The sequence below is a fragment of the Streptomyces sp. rh34 genome, assembly GCF_002551245.1.
Taxonomy (GTDB): Bacteria; Actinomycetota; Actinomycetes; order Streptomycetales; family Streptomycetaceae; genus Streptomyces.
In genome coordinates, this window is sequence record NZ_NTGZ01000009.1 from 52757 (window position 1) to 65943 (window position 13187).

Annotated in this window: 14 protein-coding genes and 1 pseudogene; 4 read left to right on the plus strand and 11 right to left on the minus strand. The window is 72.4% G+C overall.

Translation table 11 applies throughout. The annotated features are described in order from the left end of the window. Positions 1-134: 134 nt before the first annotated feature. The 4 genes from CR470_RS04015 to CR470_RS04030 form a co-directional block, all read right to left on the minus strand. The gene (locus CR470_RS04015; RefSeq protein WP_097866191.1) at positions 135-869 is read right to left on the minus strand and encodes an ABC transporter ATP-binding protein; all 735 of its coding nucleotides are present in this window, start codon (positions 867-869) and stop codon (positions 135-137) included. A 143-nt stretch (positions 870-1012) separates the two neighbouring features. Further along, complete coding sequence (locus CR470_RS04020; protein WP_097866192.1) at positions 1013-1786, minus strand: DUF3710 domain-containing protein; 774 nt, start codon at positions 1784-1786, stop codon at positions 1013-1015. 1 nt (position 1787) lies between these two features. Then, on the minus strand, positions 1788-2318 hold the full coding sequence (gene dut / locus CR470_RS04025; protein WP_030080026.1) for a dUTP diphosphatase: 531 nt from the start codon (positions 2316-2318) through the stop codon (positions 1788-1790). After that, positions 2315-2899: a PaaI family thioesterase gene (locus tag CR470_RS04030; RefSeq protein WP_029182603.1), complete on the minus strand. Its 585-nt coding sequence runs from the start codon at positions 2897-2899 to the stop codon at positions 2315-2317. The genes dut and CR470_RS04030 overlap by 4 nt, the downstream gene beginning before the upstream one ends. A 58-nt stretch (positions 2900-2957) precedes the next feature. Here CR470_RS04030 and CR470_RS04035 point away from each other — a divergent pair, with 58 nt between their 5' ends. After that, entirely contained in the window at positions 2958-3416 is a 459-nt protein-coding gene (locus CR470_RS04035; protein ID WP_097866193.1) for a DUF3093 domain-containing protein, read from the plus strand. A gap of 60 nt (positions 3417-3476) precedes the next feature. Here CR470_RS04035 and CR470_RS04040 read toward each other — a convergent pair whose 3' ends face one another. The 4 genes from CR470_RS04040 to CR470_RS04055 all read right to left on the minus strand — a co-directional run bounded on the left by CR470_RS04040 (position 3477) and on the right by CR470_RS04055 (position 7049). After that, positions 3477-4430 (minus strand): hypothetical protein, encoded by a 954-nt coding sequence (locus CR470_RS04040; protein ID WP_097866194.1) that lies wholly within the window; start codon positions 4428-4430, stop codon positions 3477-3479. 13 nt (positions 4431-4443) lie between these two features. Beyond that, the gene (locus tag CR470_RS04045; protein ID WP_003965732.1) at positions 4444-4740 is read right to left on the minus strand and encodes a DUF4193 domain-containing protein; all 297 of its coding nucleotides are present in this window, start codon (positions 4738-4740) and stop codon (positions 4444-4446) included. A 405-nt stretch (positions 4741-5145) separates the two neighbouring features. Then, complete coding sequence (locus CR470_RS04050) at positions 5146-6390, minus strand: sensor histidine kinase (RefSeq protein ID WP_097866195.1); 1245 nt, start codon at positions 6388-6390, stop codon at positions 5146-5148. A 5-nt stretch (positions 6391-6395) separates the two neighbouring features. Beyond that, the gene (locus CR470_RS04055) at positions 6396-7049 is read right to left on the minus strand and encodes a response regulator transcription factor (RefSeq protein ID WP_003965735.1); all 654 of its coding nucleotides are present in this window, start codon (positions 7047-7049) and stop codon (positions 6396-6398) included. A gap of 382 nt (positions 7050-7431) precedes the next feature. Here CR470_RS04055 and CR470_RS39360 point away from each other — a divergent pair, with 382 nt between their 5' ends. Continuing rightward, complete coding sequence (locus CR470_RS39360) at positions 7432-7605, plus strand: hypothetical protein (RefSeq protein WP_179892133.1); 174 nt, start codon at positions 7432-7434, stop codon at positions 7603-7605. Between the two features lie 113 nt (positions 7606-7718). Here CR470_RS39360 and CR470_RS04060 read toward each other — a convergent pair whose 3' ends face one another. Both CR470_RS04060 and CR470_RS04065 read right to left on the minus strand, forming a co-directional pair. Then, entirely contained in the window at positions 7719-8519 is an 801-nt protein-coding gene (locus CR470_RS04060) for an inositol monophosphatase family protein (protein ID WP_097866196.1), read from the minus strand. A 63-nt stretch (positions 8520-8582) separates the two neighbouring features. Beyond that, positions 8583-9710 (minus strand): ferrochelatase, encoded by a 1128-nt coding sequence (locus CR470_RS04065; protein WP_097866197.1) that lies wholly within the window; start codon positions 9708-9710, stop codon positions 8583-8585. A 206-nt stretch (positions 9711-9916) separates the two neighbouring features. Here CR470_RS04065 and CR470_RS04070 point away from each other — a divergent pair, with 206 nt between their 5' ends. Beyond that, positions 9917-11164 carry an MFS transporter gene (locus CR470_RS04070; RefSeq protein ID WP_097866198.1) on the plus strand — a complete coding sequence of 416 codons (1248 nt, stop codon included), beginning with the start codon at positions 9917-9919 and terminating at the stop codon, positions 11162-11164. Continuing rightward, positions 11121-12443, plus strand: a complete 1323-nt coding sequence (locus tag CR470_RS04075) for a D-arabinono-1,4-lactone oxidase (RefSeq protein ID WP_097866199.1) — start codon at positions 11121-11123, stop codon at positions 12441-12443. The genes CR470_RS04070 and CR470_RS04075 overlap by 44 nt, the downstream gene beginning before the upstream one ends. A gap of 91 nt (positions 12444-12534) precedes the next feature. Here CR470_RS04075 and CR470_RS04080 read toward each other — a convergent pair. Continuing rightward, a pseudogene (locus tag CR470_RS04080) lies at positions 12535-13187 on the minus strand (hypothetical protein); the annotation flags it as partial.

The window sequence follows — 13187 nt, forward strand, 5'->3', positions numbered from 1 at the left end:
TGGCGCCCGGTGCGGCTGCCGTCCTCGACGCTACTCCGCCGGGGGCCGTGGTTCGGTCCCGGAAGTGCAGGTGGGGAGCGTATTGACGGAACTCTGATGCGCGCCGGGGCGGGTGCGGGGGCGCTACGGGAACGTCAGCCGTGTTCGACGATGTGGCCGTCGCTCAGCTCCAGGACCCGGTCGGCGAGGCCCAGCAGCTGGGGGTCGTGGGTGGCGACGAGGGCGGTGACGTTCTCGCTGCGGACGACCGCGCGGAGCAGTTCCATCACGGCGAGCCCGGTCTCGGCGTCGAGCTGTCCGGTGGGCTCGTCGGCGATCAGGAGGGCGGGGCGGTTGGCGAGGGCGCGGGCGATGGCGACGCGCTGCTGCTGGCCGCCGGAGAGCTCGCCGGGGCGCTGCTCGGCGTGGTCGGCGAGGCCGACGAGGGAGAGCAGCAGGGCGACCCGCTCGTCGCGCTCGGCCGGGTCGGCCCTGCGCAGCCGCAGAGGTACGCCGACGTTCTCGGCGGCGGTCAGGATCGGGATGAGGCCGAAGGACTGGAAGATGAAGCCGACCCGGTCCCTGCGCAGCTCCAGGAGCCCCTTCTCGCCGAGCCCCGCCAGCTCGGTGCCGTCGACGGTGATCCGGCCGTCGTCCGGGGTGTCCAGGCCGCCGACCAGGTTGAGCAGGGTGGTCTTGCCGGAGCCGGAGCGGCCCTTCAGCGCGACCAGCTCACCGCGGGGGATCTCGAACGACACCCCGCGCAGGGCGTGCACGGCCGCCGCTCCGCTCCCGTACGAGCGGTGCAGGTCCTCGACCGTGACCATGACCGTACGGGCCGGGTTCTCGGCAAGGGCCGTGCCGGACTGCCCGCTGGTGCTCTCGGTCATGCTGCTCCCCCGTCATCACGTGGCCTGCGCCGTCGCCCGCCAGTATGTGCGTCCGGTACACGGCCGGGCAATGGCCGGTGGGCCGCACCCGCGGAAAGGGGTGCGGCCCACCGGCCTGTGCCGCTCGGTGCCGCGGCGTGCCGCTAGCGGACCTCGGTGATCTCGGGACCGCGCTGGAGCTGGCCCATGCCGCCGGAGAACTTCGAGCCCTCCTGCTCCTCCTGCTGCACGCCCTCGGGAACCATCTGGGCGTCGTTGGGGAGCTTGAGGACGATCGGGTCGCGGGGGGCCATCGGGCCGTCGCCGCGGACGACCACGGTGTCCCGGAAGACCGTCTCCAGCAGCCCGGCGGCCTCCGGCTGGACGGCGCCCTGGCCGGAGATCACTCCGCGCAGGAACCAGCGCGGCCCGTCGACGCCGACGAAGCGCACGAGCTGCACACCGCCCGTGCCGTCCGGGAGCTGCACGGGGACCTGCGCGCGCAGCTCCCAGCCCAGCGGGCCCTCGACCTCGTCGATGATGCCGCCCTGCTGGGTGATGCCCGAGGCGATCTCGTCGCGGACCTCGCCCCAGATGCCCTCTTTCTTGGGGGCGGCGAAGGCCTGCAGCTGGACCGCGCTGTCGCGCAGCACCACGGTGGCGGCGACGATCGCGTCCCCGGCCACCTCGACGCGCAGTTCCATGCCCTCGACCCCGGGGACGAAGATGCCGCCCAGATCGACCCGGCCCTCGCCGGGCTGGGTGACCTCGGTGCTGTCCCAGGGGCCGTCCGGCCTGGGGGCCGGCGGAAGATTCATCCGACGGGAGCCCTTGGCGGCGTCGCCGCCACCCTCGGGCTCGTCGGCGACCTGCTCGGCCTCGCGCACCTCGTCCGCCGCGTCCTCGGCGGAACCACTCTTCTTGCGACGTCCGAACACGTCACTGTCCTTCCCGGTCGGATACGACCGAAGCGTAGCTGTTCCCACCGTGGGTGATCCCGCCCTCGGCGCCGTCCACCGACGCGTGGCCGCCGGTGGACCCGAAGCCCCCTTCGGCCCGCGCCGAGCCGGGAAGTTCCGCCACCTCGTGGAAGCGCACCTTCTCGACCTGCTGGACAACCAATTGGGCAATCCGGTCGAACCGTTCGAATCGCACGCTCTCACGTGGATCGAGGTTGACCACGATCACCTTGATCTCCCCACGGTACCCGGCATCCACGGTCCCTGGGGCATTCACGAGGGCCACTCCGCAGCGGGCCGCGAGGCCGGAGCGCGGGTGAACGAACGCGGCGTACCCGTCGGGCAGGGCGATGGACACCCCGGTGGGGAGCACCGCGCGCTCGCCGGGTGCGAGTTCGGCGGCCTCGGTGGTCACCAGGTCGGCCCCGGCGTCGCCCGGGTGTCCGTACGCCGGAATCGGCACGTCCGGGTCGAGGAGGCGGATCAGTACGTCGACGGGGCTGCGCGTCACGGGTTCACCTCGAAGGCGCGGGCGCGCCTGACCTGGTCCGGGTCGGACATGGCCGCCTGGATCTCGGCGGGCCTGCCGTTGTCGATGAAGTGGTCGACCTTGACCTCGATGAAGAGGGCGTCGGCCCGGACCGCGACGGGCCCTTCGGGGCCGCCGATCCGGCCGGTGGCGGTGGAGTAGATCTTCCGGCCGTGCACGGCGGTGATCCGGGCGTCGAGGTGCAGCACGGTGTCCACGGGTACGGGGCGGACGAAGTCGGTCTCCAGCCGTCCGGTCACCGCGATCGTGCGCAGCAGCCAGTTCAGCGAGCCGAGCGTCTCGTCCAGCGCCGTGGCGAGCACGCCGCCGTGGGCGAGGCCGGGGGCGCCCTGGTGGGCGGGCTGCACGGTGAACTCGGCGGTGACGCTCACGCCTTCGCCGGCCCGCGCCATCAGGTGCAGTCCGTGCGGCTGTCCCCCGCCGCAGCCGAAACAGTGTTCGTAGTGCGCTCCGAGGAGTTCGCCGGGGGCGGGCGCGTCGGGGTGCCGGACCGGCGCGACGGCGTCGGCCGGGGGTGTCAGAGCTGCTGATGTTCCACTCACAGGCGCAGACCTTACCCGCGCGGCAGTCGGCCGGTCGCGCCGTGCCAAGCTTGGTTCCATGCAGCCTTCCGCACCGGCCTTCGACGAACGTCTCACCGCGCCCCGCTCCTGGTGGTTCATCGCCTTCGGGGTCGGTATCGCCTGTGCTCTGATGCTTCTGCCGCTGGGCACCCTGCCGCTGCTCGCCGGGCTGGCCGGCGGCACGGTCGCCGCCGCGCTCCTGGTGAGCAGCTACGGCTCCGCCCGGATCCGGGTGGTGGCGGGTGCGCTGGTCGCCGGCGACGCCCGGATCCCGCTGTCGGCGCTCGGCGAGCCCGAGGTGCTGGACGCCGAGGAGGCGCGGGCCTGGCGGACGCACAAGGCCGACGCCCGTGCGTTCATGCTGCTGCGCGGCTATGTGGAGACGGCGGTGCGGGTGGAGGTCACGGATCCGGACGACCCGACTCCGTACGTCTACCTCTCCACGCGGGACCCGCAGGGCCTGGCGGCGGCGCTGAGCACCGTCCCGACCGCCTGAGCGGGCGTCGAGGGGGTGGGGCTCCGGAACCGGTGCGGGGGTTCAGGGGCCCTGCGTCACTCAGGGGCCCTCGATCTCCTTGGGCAGCTCGGCCGGGTTCAGGGGTTGCTCCAGCGGAGGCAGCGCGGGCAGCCGGTCCCAGCGGATCTGGTCCTTGCGCAGGTCGTTCCTGACCCGGTCGGCGAGTTTGCGGGTGTCGCGGCGGTTCATCGTGGCGCCGACGGCGGCGCCGATCATGAACGGGATCAGGTTGGGCAGATTGCGCGCCATGCGCTTCATGATCTGCTGGCGCAGCTCGCGCTTCAGCTGGCCGCCCAGTGCGGCGTTGAGCGTGGTGGGGCGGGTGATGTCGATGCCGCGCTCCTCCGTCCACGACGTCAGATACGCGGTGCTGCGCTGACCGAGATTGCCCGGGGGACGACGGCCGTAGACCTCGTGGAGTTCGGCGACGAGCTTCATCTCGATCGCGGCGACGCCGGTCACCTCCGCCGCCAGCTCGGCGATCATGGCGGGCGGCACGGGCATCATGGCGGCGGCTCCGATGCCTGCGCCGACGGCCGCGGTGGCCCGGCAGGCTCCCGTGACCAGCTTGTCGGCCAGCTCCTCGGGCCCCAGCCCGGGGAACTGCTTTCGCAGGGTGGCGAGGTCGCGCACCGGCACGCGCGGGGCCGTATCGATGATGCGGTCGGCCAGCTGTGCGGCCAGTGCCTTCGTGCCCTCCCGGCCCTTGCTTACACCCCGTTTCACTGCGTGCAGGCGGCCCCCTGTCGTGGGCTCCGCCCGGTCCTGCTCTCCGGGCCGGTCCGGCGACGCTGCCGCCCCGGCCACCTCGAGCGAGGCCGAACGGCCTCGCTCGTCGTCGAAACCGCCGGAGTGATCCGGCAGGGCGGCGGACCGCTCGGCAGACGCGTTACCGCCTTCTGCCGGGCCTGTACCGCCTGTACCGTCCTGGTTCGCCTCCGGGCCGTGCCGGCGCCAGGGGCGCCGCTTCCGGAACGGTGTCTCGCCTGCCACGGCCGACTCGACCTCAGTCGCAGTCGCGGCAGATGGGCTGACCGTTCTTCTCGCGGGCCAGCTGGCTGCGGTGGTGCACCAGGAAGCAGCTCATGCAGGTGAACTCATCGGCCTGCTTGGGCAGCACCCGGACGGCCAGCTCCTCGTTGGAGAGGTCCGCGCCGGGCAGCTCGAGTCCCTCGGCCGCGTCGAACTCGTCGACGTCGACGGCGGATGCCGTCTTGTCGCTCCGACGCGCCTTGAGCTCTTCGAGGCTGTCCTGGTCCACGTCGTCGTCGGTCTTGCGTGGGGTGTCGTAATCCGTTGCCATGTCGCTCTCCCCCTCTTGGGTGTCTACGGGTGTCTCAGCGCACGTAACGCGTGAGAGGCCGGACTTGTGCCCGACCTGAGGCGGAGATTTTGCCTCACATCAAGGTCTGTTACTCAATCGACACCCAACCGGGCGCCTCGGCGAGGCTCGGCTTGGGTGGCGATGGGGACCGTACACGGTCCCGACTGCGCAGTTCACAGGTGCCACCCCGTGTACTTCCCGTGATAACGATCCCCGAAAACCCGGACGATTACCGGCTTTCCGACGGAGTCGCGATCACGGAGAGTAGATGGTCGGAAAATCGACTCTGTGATCGATCACACATGACCCACCCGGGAACGGGTCCTGAAAATTCCGCCCAAAGCGAACATGGAGATTCGGTGCAGAGTCACATCGTGCAGCCTCTCAGACCGGCAGGGTGACGCGCATCACGAGACCGCCGCCCTCGCGGGGCTCCGCGATGATACGGCCTCCGTGGGCCCGCGCGACGGACCGGGCGATCGACAGGCCGAGCCCGACCCCCTTGTCGCTGCCCGTGCGCTCCGTACGCAGCCGCCTGAAGGGCTCGAAGAGGTTGTCGATCTCGTAGGCCGGGACCACCGGTCCTGTGTTCGAGACGACGAGCAGGGCCTGTCCGTCCCGCACCTCGGTGGTGACCTCCACCCAGCCGCCCTCGGGCACGTTGTAGCGCACGGCGTTCTGCACGAGGTTCAGCGCGATCCGCTCCAGCAGGACGCCGTTGCCCTGGACCACCGCCGTGGCCCGCTCGCCGCGGATCTCGGCCTTCTTCGCCACCGCCTCCGCGCGGGCCTGGTCGATGGCGCGTTCGGCGACCTCGGCGAGGTCGACCGGCTTGCGCTCGACGATCTGGTTGTCGCTGCGGGCCAGCAGCAGCAGGCCCTCGACGAGCTGCTCGCTGCGTTCGTTGGTGGCCAGGAGGGTCTTGCCGAGCTGCTGGAGCTCCGGTGGGGCCTCCGGGTCGGAGAGGTGGACCTCCAGCAGCGTGCGGTTGATCGCGAGCGGAGTGCGCAGCTCGTGCGAGGCGTTGCCGACGAACCGCTGCTGCGCGGTGAAGGCCCGCTCCAGCCGGTCCAGCATGTCGTCGAAGGTGTCCGCCAGCTCCTTCAGCTCGTCGTCCGGGCCGTCCAGCTCGATCCGCCGGGTGAGGTCCGTCCCGGCCACCCGGCGGGCGGTCCGGGTGATCCGCCCGAGCGGGGACAGCACGCGCCCGGCCATGGCGTAGCCGAAGGCGAAAGCGATCACACTGAGGCCGACCAGGGCGAGGAGCGAGCGGTTGAGCAGGGTGTCCAGCGCGTGCTTGCGCTGTGACTCGTTGCACGCCTTGAGCGCGGCGTTCGCCTCGTCCGCCGAAAGGCCCGGCGTGAGAGCGGGGCAGGCGTTGTTGGTGAGCTGGATCTTGCTGTCGGGCAGCAGCTTGAACGGCAGGTCCGTGCCCACGTGCAGAGCCTGTGCCGCCAGCATGTAGATGATCGACAGCAGCACGATGCCCGCGATCAGGAACATCCCGCCGTACAGCAGCGTGAGCCGTATCCGGATGGTCGGGCGCAGCCAGGGGTACGGGGGCTCCTGCTGCTTGGGCTCCCAGGTGGGCTTCGGAGGCGCCGCGGGGGGCTCCGGGGTGGTGGCCATGGTCCTCAGATCCGGTATCCGGAGCCCGGCACGGTGACGATGACGGGCGGTTCGCCGAGCTTGCGGCGGAGCGTCATGACCGTGACGCGCACCACGTTGGTGAAGGGGTCGGTGTTCTCGTCCCAGGCCTTCTCCAGCAGCTGTTCCGCCGAGACGACCGCGCCCTCGCTGCGCATGAGGACCTCCAGCACCGCGAACTCCTTCGGGGCGAGCTGGATCTCCACCTCGTCGCGGAAGACCTCGCGGCGGTTCGGGTCGAGCTTGATGCCGGCGCGCTCCAGGACGGGCGGCAGCGCCACCGTCGTACGGCGGCCCAGCGCGCGCACCCGGGCGGTCAGCTCGCTGAAGGCGAAGGGCTTGGGCAGATAGTCGTCCGCGCCCAGCTCCAGGCCCTCGACCCGGTCGCTGACGTCGCCGGACGCGGTGAGCATGAGCACCCTGGTGGGCATGCCGAGTTCGACGATCCGGCGGCAGACGTCGTCCCCGTGCACCACCGGGAGGTCCCGGTCCAGCACGACGACGTCGTAGTCGTTGACCCCGATGCGCTCCAGGGCCGCGGCACCGTCGTAGACGACGTCGACGGCCATGGCCTCCCGGCGCAGTCCGGTGGCCACCGCATCGGCGAGCAGCTGCTCGTCCTCGACGACGAGTACGCGCACGGCGCAGTCCTTCCTTCGGTCCTTCGATGGGTTCACAGAGCGAGCGGCCCACGCGGGGCCCGCTCGAACACGGGCAGCAATGCCGACTGTGCGCCTACATCCTGCCCGCAACGCGCATAAACCGGCGGTAAGACGGCGGCGGCCCGGACCTCCCGGCGGCGGCCCGCCGGGAAGACGGCGGATTTCCGGGCCAGTTGAGGTTTCTCTGAGCCATGGCGCGGGGAAGAGGGGTTCACACCCGCGATCACGCCTGTCACGTGGCATGCCACGGCCCACTCCATTTCCCCGGAGCGGCGGCGCGATCACCCGCTCCTCCGGCCCCCCGGCCGGGGGGATCCTGGGCACACCCCCGTGCCACCGACCCACGATGAGGGGGCGCATCATGGACGCTTTCACCGCAGGTCTGCTGCAACGCATCAAGACGACCGAGAACGTCCTCACGCGGGCGCGCGAGGACGGCGACGACTTCCTCGCGGACGTCGAGCAGGGCGAGCTGGACGATCTGCGCCGTCTCGCCGCCGAGCACGGCGTGGAGATCGGCGCCACCAGCGTCTGAGCCGTACGCCACGGGGCCCCGGACACCGTCATGGTGTTCCGGGGCCCCGTGGCGTGTGCGGCGGCCTCAGGCCCCTCGTCAGGGCCTTCCTCGGGGCGGGGCTCCGGCCCCCGTCAGTCGTGCCAGGCGCCCAGTTCGTCGAGTGCGGCCTGCAGCGGCTCGAAGACGCCGGGGGTAGCGGCCACCGTCAGGTCGCCGTCGGCGGGCAGTCCCGGGCGGCCGCCGGTCAGCGCGCCCGCCTCCCGGGCGATGAGGTCGCCCGCCGCCAGGTCCCAGGGATGGAGCCCGCGCTCGTAGTAGCCGTCCAGCCGGCCGGCCGCCACATCGCAGAGGTCGACGGCCGCCGATCCGCTGCGCCGGATGTCGCGGAGCCTGGGGATCAGCTGCTGGGCGATGTCCGCCTGGTGGGCGCGGACGTGGGCGACGTAGTTGAAACCGGTCGAGACGAGGGCCTGGTCCAGCGGCGGGGCGGGCCGGCAGCGCAGGGCTTCACCGTTCGCGAACGCACCGCCGCCGAGGACGGCCTGATACGTCTCCCGGCGCATCGGGGCCTCGACGACGCCCACGACCCGCTCGCCGTCGCGCTCGGCGGCGATGGAGACCGCCCAGGTCGGCAGACCGTAGAGGTAGTTCACCGTGCCGTCGAGCGGGTCGATGACCCAGCGGATGCCGGTGCTGCCCGGGGAGCTGGCCCCCTCCTCGCCGAGGAAGCCGTCGTCGGGGCGGAAGTCGGAGAGGTAGCCGGTGATCAGCTTCTCGGCGGCGATGTCCATCTCGGTGACCACGTCGATGGGGCTGGACTTGGTCGCGGCCACCCCCAGGTCGGCGGGGCGGCCGTCGCGCAGCAGGGCGCCGGCGCGGCGGGCGGCCTCCAGGGCGAGGTCGAGCAGTTCGGACAGGGTGGGGTCGGTCACGGTGCTCCCGGGGGACTCGGCGGAACAGGGGCTCTACGGGGTATCCGTCGGGGCGTCCACGGATCAGGCATACGGGCTGTCGGCCCCGGCGGCGGCGGGTTTCGGGGCCCTGGCGGGACAGCAGCCGACCGGACAGAGGTCGTGGGAGGCCCCCAGGGCCCCCAGCGCGCAGCGCTCCACCGCCCGGCCGCGCTCGGTCGCGGCCCGCTCCAGGAGCAGGTCCCGTACGGCGGCGGCGAAGCGCGGGTCGTCGCCCACCGTGGCGGACCGCCGGACCGGCAGCCCGATCTCGGCGGCCTTCGCGGTGGCCTCGGTGTCGAGGTCGTACAGGACCTCCATGTGGTCCGAGACGAAGCCGATGGGCGCCATCACGACCGCGGGGACGCCGTCGGCGCCCAGCGTCTCCAGGTGGTCGCAGATGTCGGGTTCCAGCCACGGGATGTGCGGGGCGCCGCTGCGGGACTGGTACACGAGCTGCCACGGGTACGCGACGCCGGTCTCCTCGCGCACCGCCTCGATGATCAGCCGGGCCACGTCGAGGTGCTCGGCGACGTACGCGCCGCCCTCGCCGTGCGCCTCGGCCGGGCCCGAGGCGTCGGCGGCGGACGTCGGGATGGAGTGGGTGGTGAACGCGATGTGCGCGCCCGCGCGGACGTCCTCGGGGAGGTCGGCGAGCGAGGAGAGGACGCCGTCGGCCATGGGCGTCACGAAGCCGGGGTGGTTGAAGTAGTGCCGCAGCTTGTCGACCCGGGGCACGGGCAGCCCCTCGGCCTCCAGGGCGGCCAGGGACTCGGCGAGGTTCTCGCGGTACTGGCGGCAGCCGGAGTAGGAGGCGTAGGCGCTGGTGGCGAGGACGGCGATCCGGCGGTGTCCGTCGGCGGTCATCTCGCGCAGGACGTCGGTCAGATACGGGGCCCAGTTGCGGTTGCCCCAATAGACGGGGAGGTCCAGGCCGTGCTCCGCGAAGTCCTCGCGCAGCGCGTCGAGCAGTGCGCGGTTCTGCGCGTTGATCGGGCTGACCCCGCCGAACAGGAAGTAGTGCTTGCCGACCTCCTTGAGGCGTTCCTCGGGGATGCCGCGGCCGCGGGTCACGTTCGCCAGGAACGGAACCACGTCGTCCGGGCCCTCGGGGCCGCCGAAGGAGAGCAGCAGCAGGGCGTCGTAGGGAGCGGGATCGCGCAGATCGGACATGACGTCGATCCTGCCACCCTCCTGTGACAGGGCGGCAACCGACATCCGACGCCCCGTCGGGAAGACCGTGAAGGCCGCGAATCCCGGGGGGCCGGGCGCCTGCGCCGCGCCCCCGGGGCGCCCCGGAATCCGGTGTCCGGCGCGTCTGCCCGGCCGTAAGCTGTATCGGCCAGCTATACGCCTGACAGGCACGACCGGAGTACCCCTTGCCCAGCCCCTACCGCGCCATCTTCTCCGCCCCCGGTTCCAGGGAATTCTCCGCGGCGGGCTTCTTCGGCCGGATGCCGTTGTCCATGATGGGCATCGGTGTCGTGACGATGATCTCCCAGCTCACGGGCCGCTACGGACTGGCCGGGGCGCTCTCCGCGACCCTGGCGATGTCGGCGGCGGTCTGCGGCCCCCAGGTCTCCCGGCTGGTCGACCGCTACGGGCAGCGCCGGGTGCTGCGCCCGGTCACGCTGGTCGCGGTGGCGGCGGTGGCGGGTCTCCTGGTCTGTGCTCAGCAGGGGGCGCCGGAGTGGACGCTGTTCGTCTTCGCGGTGGGCGCGGGCTGTGTGCCGAGCGTGGGGTCGATGGTCCGGTCCCGCTGGGCGGCGATCTACCGGGGCTCCAGCCGGGATCTGCACACCGCCTACGCGTGGGAGTCGATCGTCGACGAGGTGTGCTTCATCTTCGGCCCGATCATCTCCATCGGCCTCTCCACGGCCTGGTTCCCGGAGGCGGGTCCACTGATCGCCGCCGCCTTCCTGCTGGTCGGCGTCTTCTGGCTGACCGCGCAGCGTACGACCGAGCCGGTGCCGCACCCGAAGTCGCAGCACACCGGGGGCTCGGCGCTGCGCTCGCGGGGGCTCCAGGTCCTGGTGGCCACCTTCGTGGCGACGGGTGCGATCTTCGGGGGCGTGGACGTGGTGACCGTGGCCTTCGCCGAGGAGCGCGGCCACAAGGCCGCGGCCTCCCTGGTGCTGGCCGTCTACGCGCTCGGTTCGTGCCTCGCGGGGGCCGTGTTCGGGCTGCTGCACCTCAAGGGGAACCCCGGGACCAGGTGGCTGGTGGGTGTCTGCGCGATGGCCGTGAGTATGATCCCCCTCCAACTGGCCGGGAACCTTCCGTTGCTGGCCGTGGCGCTCTTTGTCGCGGGCCTCGCCATCGCACCGACGATGGTCACCACCATGGCCCTCGTCGAAGCGCACGTACCGCGCACCAAGCTGACCGAGGGCATGACCTGGACCAGTACCGGGCTCGCTGTCGGGGTGGCGCTCGGCTCCTCGGCCGCCGGCTGGGTGGTCGACGCCGCCGGGGCGAAGGCGGGGTACGCGGTGCCCGCCGTGGCGGGAGCTCTCGCGGCGACGGTGGCGTTCCTGGGGTATCGCCGGCTGGCCGGGCCGGCTGCGACGGGAGGGCGCGGGGAAGATGACCGACACCTACGCACGGACGACGACGAGCACGTGGCGTAACTGGGCGGGCACCGTCACCGCCCGGCCCGCCCGCACCGAGGCCCCCGCGTCCGTGGACGAGCTCGCGGACGTGCTGCGCCGGGCGGGCGCGGAGGGCCTGCGGGTGAAGCCGGTCGGCGCGGGCCACTCCTTCACGGCGGCGGCCGCCACGGACGGGGTGCTGATACGCCCGGACCTGCTCACCGGGATCCGGGACATCGACCGGACGGCGATGACCGTGACGGTGGAGGCGGGCACTCCGCTCAAGCGGCTCAACACCGCTCTCGCCCGCGAGGGTCTGTCGCTCACGAACATGGGCGACATCATGGAGCAGACGATCGCCGGGGCGACCTCCACCGGCACGCACGGCACGGGCCGGGACTCGGCGTCGATAGCGGCGCAGATCCGCGCGCTGGAGCTGGTCACCGCCGACGGCACGGTCCTGGTCTGCTCGGAGCGGGAGAACCCGGAGATCTTCGCGGCGGCCCGGATCGGGCTCGGCGCCCTCGGGGTGATCACCGCCGTCACCCTCGCCGTGGAGCCGATCTTCCTGCTGACGGCCCGTGAGGAGCCGATGACCTTCGACCGGGTCACCGCGGACTTCGACTCCCTGGTCGCCGAGAACGAGCACTTCGAGTTCTACTGGTTCCCGCACACCGGGAACTGCACCACCAAGCGCAACAACCGCAGCGCCGGTCCGGCCGCCCCGCCCGGGAGGGTGAGCAGCTGGATCGACGACGAGCTGCTGTCCAACGGGGTCTTCCGGGCCGCCTGTGCGCTCGGCCGCGCGGTCCCGGCGACGATCCCCTCGATCGCCAGGCTCTCCAGCCGGGCGCTGTCGGCGCGTACGTACACCGACATCCCGTACAAGGTGTTCACCAGCCCGCGCCGCGTGCGGTTCGTGGAGATGGAGTACGCCGTTCCGCGCGAGCGGGCGGTGGCGGTGCTGCGGGAGCTGAAGGCCATGGTCGAGCGGTCACCGCTGAAGATCAGCTTCCCGGTCGAGGTGCGCACCGCTCCGGCCGACGACATGACCCTGTCGACCGCTTCGGGCCGGGACAGCGCCTACATCGCCGTACACCTCTACAAGGGCACGCCCCACCGGTCGTACTTCACCGCGGTCGAGCGGATCATGACCGCGCACGCCGGCCGGCCGCACTGGGGCAAGATCCACACGCGTGACGCGGCCTACCTGTCGGAGGTCTACCCGCGCTTCGGAGAGTTCACCGCGCTGCGCGACCGGCTGGACCCGGACCGTCTGTTCGGCAACGACTACCTGCGGCGCGTGCTCGGCGACTGAGTTCCCGAGGCTTCCGGTACGCCGTCGGCCCCGGTCCTCTCCCTTGCGGAGGGGACCGGGGCCGACGCGCGGTGCGCGGTACGCCGGTGGGTCACTCGGCGTCGGCGCCGGGCGGGTCCTGCTCCCCCTGCCCGGCGGCGCCCCCCGTGCCGGTCGAGGGCGCGCCGGTTCCGGCGTCGGCGGAGGCCGACGGGGTGGGCGGCGCCGGATCGGGCGTGGTTCCGCCGCCGGATCCGGAGGGCGTCGGCACAGGGGTGGACCCGGTGTCCGGGTTCTCTCCGCCCGTGCCCGTGCCCGTGCCGGGGTCGGAGCTCTCGGCGCTGCCGTCGCCCCGGTCCGTGGCGGGGGCTGAACCGGTGCCGCCGTCGGGGGTCGGCCGCCGCTCGTCCTCTTCCCCGTCGCGGCCGGTGTCACCGGAGGGCGTGGGACCGGCGGGTCCGGGGGCCCGGTCGCCGCCGCCGCGCACGACGGAGCTGAGGGTGGTGCCCTGGCCGCCGCTGAGGTCGTTGCCCGAGATCATCTCGAACGCGGTGATCCCGGCCATGGAGACGGCGAAGACCGCGGCGGCCGCGAGCGCGGGGCGCTTCCAGCCACGCAGCCGGGTGCCGTGGGTGACGCCCTCGCCGAATGCGTCGTCGGCGACGGCCGTGCCCCCCGCGGCCCGCGGGGACGTCCGCGTACGGTGGCCGGCCTGCGGCAGCAGCTGCGTACGGTCGGCCCCGGCTCTGTCTCTTATACACATCT